Origin of the sequence: Glycomyces luteolus (genome assembly GCF_027622875.1) — a bacterium.
Lineage (GTDB): Bacteria > Actinomycetota > Actinomycetes > Mycobacteriales > Micromonosporaceae > Glycomyces > Glycomyces luteolus.
Window position 1 is genome coordinate 193,885 of the sequence record NZ_JAPZVP010000002.1, and the last position, 15,896, is coordinate 209,780.

General features: G+C 69.2%; 14 protein-coding genes. 10 read left to right on the top strand and 4 right to left on the bottom strand.

From position 1 onward, the window contains the following. Positions 1-240 precede the first annotated feature (240 nt). Complete coding sequence (locus O1R50_RS02855; protein ID WP_270108351.1) at positions 241-3,963, top strand: rhamnogalacturonan lyase family protein; 3,723 nt, start codon at positions 241-243, stop codon at positions 3,961-3,963. A gap of 46 nt (positions 3,964-4,009) precedes the next feature. Here the strand turns inward: O1R50_RS02855 and O1R50_RS02860 are convergent, their stop codons facing one another. The 3 genes from O1R50_RS02860 to O1R50_RS02870 form a co-directional block, all read right to left on the bottom strand. Beyond that, positions 4,010-4,933, bottom strand: coding sequence for a YihY/virulence factor BrkB family protein (locus O1R50_RS02860; protein ID WP_270108352.1), 924 nt, complete (start codon positions 4,931-4,933; stop codon positions 4,010-4,012). Positions 4,934-5,051: 118 nt separating this feature from the next. After that, complete coding sequence (locus tag O1R50_RS02865; RefSeq protein ID WP_270108353.1) at positions 5,052-5,510, bottom strand: RrF2 family transcriptional regulator; 459 nt, start codon at positions 5,508-5,510, stop codon at positions 5,052-5,054. 112 nt (positions 5,511-5,622) lie between these two features. Next, the gene (locus tag O1R50_RS02870) at positions 5,623-6,291 is read right to left on the bottom strand and encodes a FadR/GntR family transcriptional regulator (protein WP_205326814.1); all 669 of its coding nucleotides are present in this window, start codon (positions 6,289-6,291) and stop codon (positions 5,623-5,625) included. A 253-nt stretch (positions 6,292-6,544) separates the two neighbouring features. On the opposite strand from O1R50_RS02870, the gene O1R50_RS02875 reads away from it, so the two are divergent. The 9 genes from O1R50_RS02875 (at position 6,545) to O1R50_RS02915 (ending at position 15,561) form a co-directional block, all read left to right on the top strand. Continuing rightward, complete coding sequence (locus O1R50_RS02875) at positions 6,545-7,876, top strand: MFS transporter (protein WP_270108354.1); 1,332 nt, start codon at positions 6,545-6,547, stop codon at positions 7,874-7,876. A 65-nt stretch (positions 7,877-7,941) separates the two neighbouring features. Next, the gene (locus O1R50_RS02880) at positions 7,942-9,867 is read left to right on the top strand and encodes an acetoacetate--CoA ligase (protein ID WP_270108355.1); all 1,926 of its coding nucleotides are present in this window, start codon (positions 7,942-7,944) and stop codon (positions 9,865-9,867) included. A 206-nt stretch (positions 9,868-10,073) separates the two neighbouring features. Next, positions 10,074-10,763: a TrmH family RNA methyltransferase gene (locus O1R50_RS02885; RefSeq protein WP_270108356.1), complete on the top strand. Its 690-nt coding sequence runs from the start codon at positions 10,074-10,076 to the stop codon at positions 10,761-10,763. Between the two features lie 540 nt (positions 10,764-11,303). Beyond that, positions 11,304-11,468, top strand: coding sequence for a hypothetical protein (locus tag O1R50_RS02890; protein ID WP_230601565.1), 165 nt, complete (start codon positions 11,304-11,306; stop codon positions 11,466-11,468). Between the two features lie 13 nt (positions 11,469-11,481). Continuing rightward, on the top strand, positions 11,482-12,315 hold the full coding sequence (locus O1R50_RS02895; protein ID WP_270108357.1) for a PH domain-containing protein: 834 nt from the start codon (positions 11,482-11,484) through the stop codon (positions 12,313-12,315). Between the two features lie 246 nt (positions 12,316-12,561). Next, positions 12,562-13,107: a SigE family RNA polymerase sigma factor gene (locus O1R50_RS02900; protein WP_270108358.1), complete on the top strand. Its 546-nt coding sequence runs from the start codon at positions 12,562-12,564 to the stop codon at positions 13,105-13,107. Beyond that, complete coding sequence (locus O1R50_RS02905) at positions 13,104-14,291, top strand: hypothetical protein (RefSeq protein WP_270108359.1); 1,188 nt, start codon at positions 13,104-13,106, stop codon at positions 14,289-14,291. The genes O1R50_RS02900 and O1R50_RS02905 overlap by 4 nt, the downstream gene beginning before the upstream one ends. Positions 14,292-14,353: 62 nt before the next feature. Continuing rightward, positions 14,354-14,977, top strand: a complete 624-nt coding sequence (locus O1R50_RS02910; protein ID WP_408612590.1) for a MarC family protein — start codon at positions 14,354-14,356, stop codon at positions 14,975-14,977. A gap of 68 nt (positions 14,978-15,045) precedes the next feature. Next, entirely contained in the window at positions 15,046-15,561 is a 516-nt protein-coding gene (locus tag O1R50_RS02915; protein ID WP_270108361.1) for a hypothetical protein, read from the top strand. A gap of 63 nt (positions 15,562-15,624) precedes the next feature. Here O1R50_RS02915 and O1R50_RS02920 read toward each other — a convergent pair whose 3' ends face one another. Then, positions 15,625-15,852: a hypothetical protein gene (locus tag O1R50_RS02920; RefSeq protein ID WP_270108362.1), complete on the bottom strand. Its 228-nt coding sequence runs from the start codon at positions 15,850-15,852 to the stop codon at positions 15,625-15,627. Positions 15,853-15,896 lie beyond the last annotated feature (44 nt).

Here is a 15,896-nt window from a genome sequence, read left to right on the forward strand (position 1 = left end):
CCACCCCGGCCCCCGCCGGGCGGGGGGGGGGGGGGGGGTGGTGGGGGGGGGGGGGGGGGGCCCCCCCCGCCCCCCCCCCCCCCGACCCCTGCTCTAAGACATCGACATGTATTGACATTCCATAATCCACTCGGTACCGTCCCCTTCTAGAAACCGCTTGCCCGGCAACCGTCCTCGGTATTGAAACGATTCATTACCGTATGTCCGGCAAGCCCCCTCCTCCTCACCACGGAAGTGAACATGACTCCTCCTCCACGCCGATGGCGGCGCGCCCTCGCGGTCGCCGCCGCCGGTGCCACCGCCCTCGCGGGGGTCCTCTCCGCCGGCGCCCCCTCCCAGGCCCAGGACGACGGCATCACCGTCTACCTCGCCTCCGACTCCACGGTCCAGACCTACGACCCCTACTGGGAGCCGCAGGCCGGGTGGGGCCAGGTCATCGACCGCTACTTCGACGAGAACGTCACGATCGCCAACCACGCGATCGGCGGGCGCTCCTCGCGCTCCTTCATCGAGCAGGGCCGCCTCGACGCGATCCTGAACGAGATCCAGCCGGGCGACTACCTGTTCGTCCAGTTCGGGCACAACGACGCCACCGCCTCGGTCCCCGAGCGGTACACCTCGCCCGACGACTACAAGATGTACCTGCGGGACCACTACATCGCCGGCGCGATCGAGAAGGGCGCCATCCCGGTGCTCGTCACCCCCGTCTCGCGCCGCAGCTTCAATGCCGAGACCGGCCAGTTCAACGTGTCCTTCGGCGACTACGTGAACAAGGTCTACGAGCTCCACGAGGAGACCGGCGTCGCCATGGTCGACCTCTCGGCCTCCTCGCGCGCCTACCTCAACGAGATCGGGCCCGAGGAAGCGAAGTCGGTGTTCCTGCACGTCCCGGCCGGGGTCTACCCGAACCGGCCCAACGGCACCGCCGACGACACGCACTTCCAGGAGTACGGCGCCATCCAGATGGCCCGCCTGGTCGCCGAGGAGACGGCCACGCTCGGCCTCCCGCTCTCCGAGCACGTTGTCGACGTGGCGCCCCCCGCGAACGCGCCCGCCGCTCCGACCGGGCTCAAGGCCGCCACGGTCGCGAACGCGAGCGTGACCCTCAACTGGGACGCCGCCGAGGACGCCGACATCTACCGCGTCTTCGTGCGCGAGCCGGGCGGTGAATGGCGCCTCGGCTCCACCGCCACCGTCGGCGTCGGCCGCGTCTCCGGGCTCAAAGAGGACACCGCCTACGAGTTCGCCGTCGCGGGCGTCAACGGCAAGGGCGAGGGCGAGAAGTCGTCCACCCTCACCGTCACCACCGCCACCGCCGGGTTCAAGTACGACTTCGGCCCGGCCTCGCAGACCGTCGCCCCCGGGTACACCGAGGTCAACCGCGGCACCGCCTACACCGCCGAGCGCGGCTACGGCTTCACCACCGACATGACCAGCGCGATCGACCGCGACCGCGGCGTCGCGACCGACCCGCTCGGCTCCGACTTCGTGGCCTGGTTCGGCGGCACGTACGACTTCGCGGTCGACGTCGCCGACGGCCTGTACAGCGCGCGCGTCATCACCGGCGACTACTTGGGCTCGGCCCGCGCGAACGTGAAGTTCGAAGGCGTCGACTTCGGCGCGGCCAACGCCGCCTCGAAGGCGATCCTCACCAAGGACTTCGAAGGCATCACCGTCGAGGACGGCCAGCTCAACGTCACCATCTCGGGCCAGACCGGGCACCTCAACGGCCTGGAGCTCACCCGCATCGGCGACGTCCCCGGCGGCGGCGACGAAGGCCCCGACACGCCGTGCGCCGAGTGCGCCGAGCAGATCGAGAGCCTCGACCGCGCGCCGGTCGCGGTGAGTACCGACGGCGGCAACTTCCTCAGCTGGCGCAGCCTCGCGCTCGACCCGGAAGGCCTGGCGTTCAACGTCTACCGCGACGGCAGGCTCATCACGCCCGAGCCGACGCAGCTGACGAACCTCACCGACCAGGGCGGCACCGCGAACGCGACCTACTGGATCGCCACCGTCGCCGAAGGCGTCGAGACCGGCTACACGAAGGCCTTCGAGGTCTGGGACGACCAGTACATCGACATCGACATGGACCGCCCCGAAGGCGGCACCACCCCCGACGGCGTCGCCTACACGTACGCGCCGAACGACGCCACCGTGGCGGACCTGGACGGCGACGGCGTCTACGAGATCGTCCAGAAGTGGGACCCGTCGAACTCCAAGGACAACTCCAAGAGCGGCTACACCGGGAACGTCTACGTCGACGCGTACACCCTCGGCGGTGAGCGCCTGTGGCGCATCGACCTCGGGAAGAACATCCGCGCCGGGGCGCACTACACGCAGCTCGTTGCGTACGACCTCGATTCCGACGGCAAGGCCGAGGTGGCGCTCAAGACCGCCGACGGCACTGTGGACGGCGAAGGGGCCGTGATCGGCGACGCCGACGCGGACTACCGCGGCACCGACGGGCGCATCCTGCGGGGCCCGGAGTTCCTGACGGTCTTCAACGGCCAGACCGGCGCCGCGATGGAGACCACCGACTGGGCGCCCGCGCGCGGCGACATCTGCTCGTGGGGCGACTGCTACGGCAACCGCGGCGACCGCCTCATGCTCGCGGTGGCCTACCTCGACGGCGTGCACCCGTCGCTGATCACCAACCGCGGCATCTACGCGAAGACCGAGATCACCGCGTGGAACTGGGACGGCGACAACCTGCCGCAGCTGTGGAGCTTCAGCTCCGACCGCTGGGGCGGGAAGTACGCCGGGCAGGGCAACCACCAGATGTCCATCGCGGACGTCGACAACGACGGGCGCGACGAGATCGTGTTCGGCGCGATGACCATCAACGACGACGGGACACCGCTGTACTCGACCGGCCTCGGCCACGGCGACGCGCTGCACGTCTCCGATTTCGACCCCTCCAACGAGGGCCTGGAGATCTTCAGCCCCTTCGAGTGCATGTCATGCTCGGGCAACAAGGCCGGGGCGTTCCGCGACGCGGACACCGCCGAAGTGCTGTGGTCGATCCCCGGCACCAAGGACACCGGCCGCGGCACCTGCGGCGACATCGACCCGAACTACGCGGGCGCGGAATGCTGGGCCGTCTCGACCACCGGCGCGTGGAACGCCCGCGAGGGCGCGCTGCACGCGGCCGACGGCACCCTGATCGGCACCAGCATCCCGTCGGCGAACTCGATGGTCTGGTGGGACGGCGACCTCGGCCGCGAGATCTTCGACCACGAGTTCAACGAGCCCGACTACGTGCCGCTCTACCCCTACATCGCCGAGTGGGACCACACCGCGGGCACCCAGTCGGAGATCTTCACTCCCGAAGGGGTCGACACCAGCAACGGCACCAAGGGCAACGCGGCGCTCACCGGCGACCTGCTCGGGGACTGGCGCGAGGAGGTGATCCTGCGCAAGGAGTCGAACGACGGCGTGCGCCTGTTCACCACCACGATCGCCTCGGACTACGCGCTGCCGACGCTGATGAACGACCCGCAGTACCGCCTCGCCGTGTCGTGGCAGAACGTGTCGTACAACCAGCCGCCGTGGCCGAGCTTCTTCATCGGCTACGACATGGAGGCCCCGGTCTGGGAGACCGTGACCTCCGGCCCGGTCCGCGACACCGCCGCGGCCCCGTACGCGGCCGCGTCCTGCTCCGTCGACTACGACGTCGTGTCCGACTGGGGCGACGGGTTCGTCGTCCAGATCAAGGTCACCAACACCGGCGACGCCCCGATCGAGGAGTTCGACCTGGTCTGGAAGTCCGGCGGCGTGGCCACAGTGGAATACGACTGGGGCGGCACCATCGCCATCGACGGCGCCGCCATGGTCGCCGACCCGGCCTTCTGGAACTTCCCCCTGAAGCCGGGCCGCACCAAGCAGATCGGCTTCCAAGGCACCGGCAACCCCGATGACCCGGGCATGTTCCTCATGAACGGCCAGGTCTGCGCCACCGCGTAACCTGCGACTGCATGAACGACGGCCCGGGCGCGATGCGCCCGGGCCGTCATTCGTCGTTGTGGGGTTTGTGGAGGCGGCCGGACTCATAGGGGATCTTCGCGCGCTCGGCGAGGTCGATGGCCCTGCCGCGCAGGGAGGTGGCCGTCCAGGAGGCGGCGAGGAGCAGCATCACGTTGAACAGGTAGAGGAAGACGAGGAGACCGACCGCTGTGGTCACCGCCTGGTAGGCGGGGCGGTCGGAGACGTGCAGGACGTAGATGCGGCCGAGGGTCTTGAGCAGCTCCATGCCGATCGCGACGGCCAGAGCCGCCCAGACGACCCGCCGCAGCGGCATCACCACTCGCGGGAGCGCCTGGAGCAGGACGAGCGACAGCAGCGCATTGGCGACGAGGCCCACCACGACCGAGACCCCGCGGACCACCAGGGCGAGGTTGCCGGTGGCGTCGTCGAGCTCGAGGGCCGCGAGCACCCATTCCGCGCCGGCGGTCGCGCCGATGGTGATGAGCAGCAGGATCGAGACGCCGACGAGGATGCCGAGGTCGATGGCCCAGCGCAGGAACGGGTTGCCGGGCTGGGCGTCGAGGCTCCAGATGGTGCGGATCGCGGCGCGCACCGACTGGACCCAGGCGACCCCGGCGACGATGAGGGCCACGGCCGCGAAGATCGTCACCGACTTGCGCGAGCTCTCGAGGACCCCGACGTCGATCACGGGCAGGTTCGTCTCCAGCCAGGCCTCGACCGAGTTGTAGATGTCGGGGATGTCGAGCATGTAGCCGAAGATCGCCAATGCCAAGAGCGACATCGAGAACGCCGCGAAGAACGCGTAGTACGAGATCGCGGCGGCCAGCTGCCCGCCGTGGACCTCGCCGTACCGCTCGCCCGCGCGCCAGGAGTGGTCCGCCAGGTTGGACCGTTTCCGAGCCCCTAGGAGCACGCGGTCCCACCAGGCCCCCAAATCGGGAAACTTCACGTGTCGATTCTGTCAAAGCCGAACCGCCCTCGGCGGCCCGACGCGTCAGCACCACATCGGCGGTGCATCAGGGTTCGACTGTTACCGGATTCTTCCGACCGGCCTTTGCAACCTCGCGTCAGTCGCGGATGACCCAGGCGTCGGGGTCCTCGAGGAGCTTGGTGACGGAGGTGGGGAGGTCGTCGTTCGCGACGGCGGCGAGGGAGACCGATTCGAGGATGTTGCGCTCGGAGACGCGCAGGGCGATCCAGACGTTCGTCATGGCGGTGGCGGTGCCGGAGTAGGGGACCTGCTCGGGGCGTTCGCCTCGGACGCCGACGAGCGGGCCGTCGACGGCGCGGATGACGTCGGCGAGGCTGATCTGGTCACCGGGCCGTGCGAGCTGGTGGCCGCCCTCGGAGCCGCGCTTGGAAGTGGCGATGCCGCCGCGGCGCAGCTGCAGCAGGATCGACTCGAGGAACTTGCGGGGGATGCCCTGGTCCTCGGCGATCTGCTCGGCCGAGACCCACCGCTCGCCGTACCCGGCGAGGGCCACGGCGGCCCGCAGTGCGTAGTCGACGCGGGCGGACAGGCGCATGGGGACTCCTTCGTACTCAGAGGCGAGCGGCAGTACCGACTCTATCTCCATGAGACGGCTTTCCAAGCGGCTCACGGGCGTTCTGTGAGGTGCCCGCGTCCGCCGCGGTCAGTCAATCGTCGATGAGCAGGCGCAGGTACGCGGCGGTCTCCGCGGCGGCCAGGTCGGCGTCGCCCGCGATGATCGCCTCGATCGCGCGCGAGTGGTCGATGTGCGGCTCCTCGGCGAGGTTCGGGCCGAGCCCGGCGCGCACGGTCTCGCGCAGCGAGTCGGCGAGCTCGGCGTACAGCTCGGCGAGGAGCTTGTTGTGGCTGGCCTCGGCCACGGCCTGGTGGAGGGCGATGTCGGCCGCTATGAACGACTCGGTGTCGTTGACCTCGTGCGTGGCCTCGCGCTCGGAGAGGAGGATGCGCAGGCGGGTGATGTCGGCTTCGTCGCGGCGGTGGGCGGCCAGGCGGGCGGCCTCGACCTCGAGGCCGCGGCGGACCTCCATGGCGTCGGAGGCGGGGCTCGCGGCGATGCGGCGGCGCACGGCCGCGGTCACTTCGCTGCGTCCGACGACGAAGGTCCCGGCGCCCTGGCGGATCTCGAGGAGCCCGGCGTGGGCGAGGGCCCGGACGCCCTCGCGGATCGTGTTGCGGCCGACGCCGAGGAGCTCCGCGAGTTCGCTCTCGGTGGGGATGCGCGAGCCGAGGCCCCACTCGCCGTCGCTGATCTGCTGGCGCAGCTGCTCGATCACCTGATCGACGAGGGCGGACTTGCGTGTCGACTGCAATGCCACTGACGGACCTGACCTCTCCGGAGCGTCCATGGCTAGCGGGGGCCCGCCATGGGGGTGCGTGTTTCCCAACACTAGAAGGATTAAAGCAGACAGCCGTCGCGATACCGTTGACAGGCTGTTAATTCATCCTATGAATTGACTCAATACTATCCCAGCTGCTCAGGTGCCACCAGCGTGTGTACGGATCAGCTGGCTAACGGTTACCACCCCACCGGACACCGACCGCCTCCCGCACCCGGAAGGAGCCGTCCGCGTGACGACGACCGACGCCACCGCCATCGACGACGCCGGCCCGAACTCCGACACGGAGCACCCCGCCCCCACTCCGCGCGCCGAGCTCACTGACCCGCCGAAGCCCACGGCCGCGGCGGTGGCCATGGGCTGGATGCTCGTCGCCGGGATCGTCCTCGCCGCGTTCAACTTCCGCACCGCCGTCACCAGCGTCGGCGCGATCCTCGCCGAACTGCGCACCGGCCTCGGCATGTCGGAGACCGCGGCCGGGCTCCTCACCACGCTCCCGGTCCTCGCCTTCGCCGGCCTCGGCGCCCTCGCCCCGCGCCTCGCCCGCCGCTTCGGCCCCCGCTCCCTCCTCACCGGAGCGCTCCTGGTCATGAGCATCGGCATGATCGCCCGCGCCTGGGCCCCGAACGCCGCGCTCTTCCTCCTCTTCAGCCTCCTGGCGCTCGCCGCCGGAGCCGTCGGCAACGTCGCCGTGCCCGTGATCGTGAAGCGCTACTTCCCGAACCGCATCGGCCTCATGACCACCGCCTACTCCACGACGCTCGCGGTCGGCACGGCCGTCGCCGCCGCCACGACCGCCCCGATCGACCACCTCGTCGGCGACTGGCGCATCGCGCTGGCCGTCTGGGCGCTCCCGGCGCTCATCGCGATCGTCCCGTGGGTGCTGTGGCGTCCCGCGGCGGCCGCCGCCGGGGCGGCGCCGATCGGCCGCCTGCGCGGGGTCCGCCGCTCGCGACTGGCCTGGATGATGCTCGTGGTCTTCGGCTGCCAGTCGGCCATCGCGTACATCCTCATGGGCTGGACGACCACGATCCTCGTCGCCGACGGGATGGCCGCTGCCGCCGCCGGGTCGATGCTCGGGCTGCTCACGATCGTGCAGATCCCGGTCTCGGTGGTCGTCCCGATCCTCACCGTCCGCTGGGGTCCGCGCCCGGTCTTCCTCATCCTCATGGCCTGCTACCCGCCCGCGATCGCGGGCCTCTGGATCGGCGGCGGCGCGCTCACCTGGCTGTGGATGGCGCTCTTCGGCCTCGGCACCTCGGTGTTCCCGCTGGTGCTCACCCTGTTCGGGCTCCGTGCCCGCACCCCGGCCGGGACGAGCGCGCTGTCCTCGTTCGCCCAGTCCGGCGGCTACCTCATCGCCGGGGTCGGGCCGCTGGCCGTGGGCTGGGTCTACGGGCTCACCGGCTCCTGGTCGGTCCCGTTCGGGCTCCTCGCCGCGCTGACCGTGGTCCTCTTCTGCGCAGGGCTCTACGTGATCCGCGAGCGCTACATCGAGGACGAGCTCGCTCCCATTCACAGAATAGGGGACGAAACCACCGAAACGGGCGGCCCCGCAAGGTAGGCCGAGGCTTCCTCGTGACACGATAGTGCTGTGGACCACACTGTTGTGGAATCGGGGAGGCGAACGTGACCAACGAGGTGCTGTGGCTGCCGCGGCCAGACGCGGTGGAGACGACGAACATCGGGCGGTTCAGCCAGTGGCTGTCCCGCCGGGAGGAGCGCGACCTCACCGGCTATCCGGCCTTGTGGCAGTACTCCGTGGAGCATCTGCGCCCGTTCTGGGGCGCGGTCTGGGAGTACTTCGGCCTCGGCAAGACCGTGCCGGAGCACCGGGTGCTCGCCGACGAGACCATGCCGGACACCGTCTGGTTCCCCGACGAGACCTTCAACTACGCGCGCGCGGTGCTCACCGCCCCGGGTGTGGACGAGGAGGACGTGCTCGTGCGCGCCTACTCCGACACCCGCGAACCCGTCGAGTGGACCCTCGGTGAGCTGCGCGAGGCCGTCGCCCGCGCCCGCGCCGGGCTCATCGCCCACGGCGTCCACCGCGGCGACCGGGTCGCGGCCTGGATGCCGAACATCCCGGAGACCTACGCGCTCATGCTCGCCACAGCCAGCATCGGCGCGGTCTTCTCGAGCTGCGCCCCCGAGTTCGGGGCCAAGGCCGTGCTCGACCGCTTCGCGCAGATCGAGCCGAAGGTCCTCGTGGCCGTCGACGGCTACATGTACGGCTCCAAGACCATCGACCGCTCCGCCGACCTGCGCCGCGTGGTGCGCGGCCTCGAAGGCCTCGGCTCGGTCGTGACCCTCCCGTACATCGGCGCGGGCGAGGTGGAAGGCGAGACCTGGGACCGCTTCTGCGCGTACGACGAAGGGGTCGCCTTCGAGCCGCTCACCTTCGACCACCCGCTCTACATCCTGTACTCCTCGGGCACCACGGGCCTGCCGAAGGCGATCGTCCACTCCCACGGCGGCATGGCGATCGAGCACGCGAAGATGCACTCGCTGCACCACGACCTCGGCGTCGGCGACCGCTTCTTCTGGTACTCCACGACCGGCTGGATGATGTGGAACTACCTGATGTCCGCGCCGATCGTGGGCGCGGGGATCGTCATGTTCGACGGCGCACCGGACCCGGCCGGGATGTGGCGCCTCGCCCAGGAGTCCGGCACCACCTACTTCGGCACGAGCGCGCCGTTCCTCATGGCCTGCCGCTCGCGGGGCATCAAGCCCGTGGAGGAGGCCGATCTCTCCCTGATCCGCGGCATCGGCTCGACCGGCGCACCGCTCCCGGAGGTCGGCTTCGACTACGTGTACGAACAGATCAGCGAGACCGCGCAGCTCCAGTCCCTTTCGGGCGGCACCGACCTGTGCACGGGCTTCATCGGCGGCGCGCCCACCGTCCCGGTCTGGCGCGGCGAGCTCTCCTGCCGGTGCCTCGGTGCGGACGTGCAGTCCTTCGACCCCGAGGGCCACCCCGGGATCGGACGCGAGGGCGAGCTCGTGATCGCCTCTCCGATGCCCTCGATGCCCGTGGGGCTATGGGGGGACCCGCTCAAGCACCGCTACCGCGACACCTATCTCACGGACTTCCCGGGGATCTGGCGCCACGGCGACTGGATCACCATCACCGATCGCGGGTCGGCGGTGATCTCGGGACGCAGCGACGCCACGCTGAACCGCGGCGGCGTGCGCATGGGCACCGCCGAGTTCTACGCCGTCGTCGAGGCGATCGAGGGCGTTGCCGACTCCCTGGTCGTGCACCTGGACGACCCGGGCCAGGACCGCCTGCTGCTCTACATCTCCTGCACCGAGGGCACCGAACTCGACGACGACCTGCGGCGGCGCATCACCGCCAGGCTGCGCGAGCAGCTCTCGCCCCGCCACATCCCCGACGAGGTGCGGCAGGTGCCGTCGATCCCGCGCACCTTGAGCGGCAAGAAGGTGGAGGTCCCGGTCAAGAAGATCCTCAAAGGCGTGCCCGCCGAGGAGGCCATCGCCCGCGACGCCCTGGCCAACCCGGACGCCCTCAAGGCCTTCATGCGCGTATGACGAGACCTGAGTGACAAGGGACGATCAATAACCCGAATTCCTTACGCGGCAAGGGAATTCAGTGAGGTGTGTGCCCGATCGCAGGCGTCCGGAAGATACTATGCAACGCGTCGCCCCGGTCGGTTTCCCCCGTAGCCGCCGGGGCGGCGCTATGTCTGAAGCCGGTTGCCGCCGCGTCGGCGGGCTCCTGTGCTCCAATAGGCGGCGTGACTGACCCGATCGGCCCCGCCGCAGAGCCCCCGCGGGGCGAAGCCCTCGAGCCCCCGCAGGACGAAGCTCCGGATGCCGTCGGCGTCGGCCCCTGGGAGGGCCCGCTCCCCGAGGACGAGCGCTACGACCCCGACCTGCTGCGTCTGGGCGACCGCCGCAACGTCCTCGACGAGTACCGCTACTGGAGCCGCGAGGCGATCGTGGCCGACCTGGACGAGCGCCGCCACGACTTCCACGTGGCCATCGAGAACTGGCAGCACGATTTCAACATCGGCACCGTCGTGCGCAATGCCAACGCGTTCCTCGCCAAGACCGTCCACATCGTCGGCAAGCGCCGCTGGAACCGCCGCGGCGCGATGGTCACCGACCGCTACCAGCACGTCGAGCACCACGCGACTGTTGAGGACTTCCTCGCCTGGGCCGAGGCCGAGGGCCTCGTGATCGTCGGCATCGACAACCTGCCCGGCTCGGTCCCGATCGAGACGACCGCATTGCCGCGCAAGGCGGTCCTCGTCTTCGGCCAGGAGGGCCCCGGCCTCTCCGAACCGGTGCGCGAGGTCTGCTCGATGGTCTGCTCGATCACCCAGTTCGGCTCGACCCGCTCCATCAACGCCGGCGTCGCCAGCGGCATCGCGATGCACGCCTGGGTGAGGGAACACGTCTTCGGGCAGCGCCCGACCGGATAGGGCAGCCGGGCAGCGCCCGACCGGATAGGGCAGCCGGGCAGCGCCCGACCAGATAGGGCGGCGCCCCGATACCACGGCCGGGCGGCCCGCGTCTTGAAATCCGATCGTCAGGAATCCGACGCCGCTGGGGCCACACGATGTCGCACCCCGGTGGCACTCTGGAATGGAGCACATCGGTGCTCGAGGGGTCGATGGCGACGCCGGGTCACAACGTCGCTCCCCATCGGGCCCTAGGCGAACGGTCGGTGTCGGATACCTGACGCTTCCATGGGGTCACGAGGGCCTATGCGCCTACATTGAGCCAATAGCGGGTTACTTGGGGTAAGCTCCCCGTGGTACAAGCGAATAGGTTGAATCCGCTGGTAGATAGGCGGAGTCGGGCAAAAGTGGAACCACCGCGTTACGCTGATCCCGGCATCGGGCCGCGCGGTTCGCACCGTTGGGGCCCAGAACAAAACTGAAAGCCGAGTCATGCTCGTACGGTAGACTCGTGCCAGCCTGCGCCAGACGAACGATCGGCCAGGACCCTTGACGGGAGGGGTGAGGAAGTTGAAGAAGTTTCTGACTTGGGGCGGACTTGCGTTCCTGGTGTTCTTTGTGGCCTTCAGGCCAGGCGAGGCCAGTGACGTGGTCGGGAACCTCGCAGGCGGAATCCTCGATGCCGCAAACGGTTTCGCGGCGTTCTTCACGAACCTCGTGACCTGATAGCGACGGCACTATGACCGATACCGGTGCAGGCGGCTCGGGGGACAACAAGGACACCGAGCCGCTGGAACCCCCCAGTCCCCGCGCCCCCTCCGACAGTCCCGCCCCGGGCGCGGAATCTCCTACGCGCGAATTCAGCTTCCCTCCGGGAACAGCCGGATCCGCGCCGGCGACCGCCGCGAGCGACATCGACGGCGTCCGCTTCGACGACGGCCTCAACAGCGGACTGAGCGGCGGCCTCCTCGGCGGCATGCGCGCCCCGTCCGTGCCCGACGTCCCCTCCCCGATCTCCGCCCGCTACCTCTTCCCGACCGAGAAGTACCGCGGCGAGTGGCGGCGGCACTGGGTCCACCTCATGCCCTGGTACGTCATCGGCACTCTGGCGACCTTCATCATGGGTCTCATCTCCGGGATGCTCACGAAGTCCGGCGCCAACAGCACCGGGCTGACGATCACCGTGCTCCTGTGGCTGCTCATCCTCGGCTTCGTGGGCTGGAAGATCCTCGACTGGTACATGGACCGCTTCATCCTGACCAACAAGCGGATCATGCTCATCCAGGGGGTCATCACCCGCTCGGTCGCCATGATGCCGCTCGGCCGCGTCACCGACATGAAGTACTCCCAGACGCCCATGGGCCGGATGCTCAACTACGGCGAGTTCATCATCGAGTCCGCCGGCCAGGACCAGGCGCTGCGGAACGTCCCGCACCTGCCGAACCCGAACGAGCTCTACCTCCAGATGTGCGAGGAGATGTACGAGCCCGAGGCCGTCGACGAACGCGAGGCCGAACCCGAAGAGGATCTGATACCCGAAGCGGAGCCCGCGCCGAAGTCCGCCGACGCCTGAGGCCGAGCCGCTCCGTTCACCCTCCGCACACCCGCCGACACCGTCGGCGGGTGTTCTTCGTCCTGGTCATGACCCACATCGCCGCAACCCATGCCCGGACCCATGGGGTAGCACCTACTTCGTATACTCATCTCCTAACCGACCCTCGGTTGCCAATGACACCCATCTTTTGGCAGAATTCCGCCCGGCGGCGCAACCGCCCGCCGGGGGAATGTCGTCTGTTCTTCGACCCCCCCAGGGAGACTCGTGAGCGAGGCCAAATCGTCCCAGGACGAGGAGTTCCGCGAGTACGTGGCGGCACGCTCCGCCGCGCTGCACCGTGCGGCGTATCTCCTCACAGGGAACTGGGCGACAGCGGAGGACTTGGTGCAGACGACCTTGACGAAGACCTACCTGGCGTGGAGCCGGATCAGGACTACTGATTCGGTCGACGCCTATGCCCGCCGCATCCTCTACAACACCAACGCCTCCTGGTGGCGCAAGCGGTCCAACCGCGAGAAGCCGACCGAAGTCTTCGAGGACAAGGCCGACCACTCCCGCGACTTCACCGAGCACTCCGCGGTGCGCGACGCCATGTGGCGCCACATCGCCGTCCTGCCCAAGCGCCAGCGCGCGGTCCTCGTCCTCCGCTACTACGAGAACCGCACCGACCAGCAGATCGCCGAGATCCTCGGCATCTCCGTCGGCACCGTCAAGAGCCAGGCGTCCCGCGCGCTCGCCGGCATGCGCAAGCGACTCGGCACGCCCTCCGCCGCACTGGGCCTGCAGGTGGAACAGGGGAAAGCGGCATGAGCGACGACATAGAGGGCCTCCTGCGCAGCGGGCTGGCGGAACGCGCCGAGGCCGCGCCTTCGTTCGACGACCCCGGGCTGGCCGATCTGGCCATCGCCGGGGCCGGCCGTATCCGCCGCCGCAGGCGCGTGGCCGCCGCCGCGGGCGGCGCGGGCCTCATCGTGCTCGGCGCCGCGACCTTCGCGTGGAACCCCCTGATCGGGCACGACAGGGGCGACGGGAACCTGACCGCCGCTGACACGAGCACGGTCGAGGTGCAGAACGAGTTCGCGATGGAGTTCCTCATCCAGGAGGAAGACGGCTCGTACAACGTGCTCGACCAGAACGGCAACACCATCTCCTTCGGGGTCGATGAGCCGATCGGCAACGTCTACAAGCTGCAGTCCTCGTACTTCTCCGAGGCCGTGTCGGACGTGTGGACGGTCAGTTTCGACGGCGACGCCACCGCCTGGGAGAAGCCCTCGGCGGACGAGACCTACACCAGGATCAGCAGCGCCGGCGACCGCTTCGCGATGATCACGCCGAACTCCGACTACTCCGCGGAGGACTACGAGCTGCTCGACGTGTCCCTCCACGAGGAGGCCGCGACCGAGACGGTCGGATTCACGACCAACTACGCCGTCACCTTGGAGGACTGGGACGCGACCACCGCCGTGTTCACGACCGACTTGAACAGCGCCACCGGTGGGAGCGCCGGAGCCTACTGGTTCAACGACAATCTCAGCCTCGGCCTGGAGACGGTGAGCGCCGCCGGGTTCGAGGCCGCGGTCCTCGTCGACACGACCGACCCGAACAACGTCTGCGTCTCCGACCTCGACGCCGTCGGCACCGCCAGCGAGCGGGAGCAGTGCGGGCCCGCCGACAGCGCCGAGATCCGAGCGCAGATGGTCGCCGCAGCCGGTGGCGAGGCCGCCGCCGACCCGGTGCCGCTCGTCGACACCGTGATCACGAAGTCCCAGGCCGAGTTCGAGTTCGCGCCGATCGAGGACGTCGACTTCGGTGTGTACCAGGAACGCTACGAGAACGCCGGAGAGTTCTGGACCGATCCGGGAGGGGCCTGGCAGATCGTCGGCAACCGCGGCGAGGACACCTGGCTGCTCATCGACGCGTCCGGCGAGGAACCGGTGGTGTCGGAACTCGAGCCGCCCGAGGGCGCCGTGATGCCCATCCTGAGCTACACGTAACACGGGCGGTCGAACCGGAGTCTGTGATCGAGCGGGCTTGACATACTCGCAGCGTGGGTGGAATCGAATACTTGCTGACGGTCATGGTGACCCTCTTCGTCATCATGGACCCTCCGGGGATCGTGCCGATCTATCTGGCCCTGACCGGGACCATGGATCAGCGCGAGCGCAACCGAGCCGCGCTCCAGGCGACTTTGCTGTCCCTGGGCGTGATCTCGCTGTTCGCGCTCCTCGGCCAGCAGATCATCAACTACCTCCACATCGATCTCGAAGCGCTCCAGGGCGCGGGCGGGCTGCTGCTGCTCCTCGTCAGCCTCCAGCTGCTCACCGGTCAGGCCGACGAGCCCTCGGGCACGGCCACCTCGAACATCGCGCTCGTGCCGCTGGGCACGCCGCTGCTGGCCGGGCCGGGCGCGATCGTCGCGGTGATCCTGTTCGTGCAGCAGGCGCCGGGCCCTGCGGACTACCTGTGGATCGCGCTGGCGATCCTCGTCATCCACATCTCGATCTACTTGGTCATGCGCTACTCGGGGTTCCTGGTGAAGATCTTGCGGCGCGGCGGCATCGAGGTGCTGACGCGGATCGCGGGCGTGCTGCTGGCCGCGATCGCGGTGCAGCTCATAGCGGATGCCGTGATGGGCTACGTCGAACTCTTCGAAAGTTCTGCGGGAGCTTCCGCTTGGTGATGCTTTAGGGTTCAATTAACCCTATGGAGATGCCTACGATTCTTGACCTGCCGATTCACCCTCTGGCAGTGCACGCCCCCATCATTCTGGTCGCCCTGCTGGTGCTCGGCGGCCTCGCTTATCTGCTGATCCCGCCGCTGCGGCAGCGCATCGGCTGGGCCGTGGCGGCCCTGGCCCTGATCTCGCCGGCGACCGTGTACGGCTCGGTGCTGACCGGCGAGATGTTCGCCGACTACACCTTCGGCGAGGGCAAGTGGACCGACGCGGTCGAGCAGCACCAGAACTACGGCTGGTGGCTCCTGTGGACGCTTGTGGCCCTGGTTCCGGTGTGGTTCCTGTTCGCCGGGCTCGACCGGGGGCGGCGGGCCGCGCTGCAGCGCAACGGCGCCGCTCCGGCGCCGGCGGCCGACGAGGACAGCGAAACCCCGGCCGGCGCGGACGACCCGGCCGCGACCGGGCGCAAGGTCATCATGTTCATCATCGGCCTGGTGGCTTTCGCGCTGCTGGCGCTGGCGGCATACCTGCTCTTCAAGTCCGGTCACTCCGGTGCGGACATGGTCTGGGGTGCGACCGTGCAGCAGTAGGCGAAGCCGTGAAGCGGCCCCGGCCGGGCATGAGCCCGACCGGGGCCGGCTGCTCGTTCGCGGTCAGCCGTTGAGGAGGCCGATGATGAGGACGGTGAACATGAGCGCCACGCTGACGAGGGTGATCCAGTGGGTGACCAGCCGGGCCCGCTGCTCGGCGGCGTTGATCGCCTCGTGGTCCTGGCGCGGCAGCACGCGGGGCTCGCTCGGCAGCGCCACGGCCTCGACCCGCCAGCCGGGCGGAGGCGGCACGTTGACGGGCGGGCCGTCGTACTCGTTGCGGTCGCTCATCGAAGAAGCCTAACGCCGGACCGCGGCAGCGGTTCCGGGGTCGC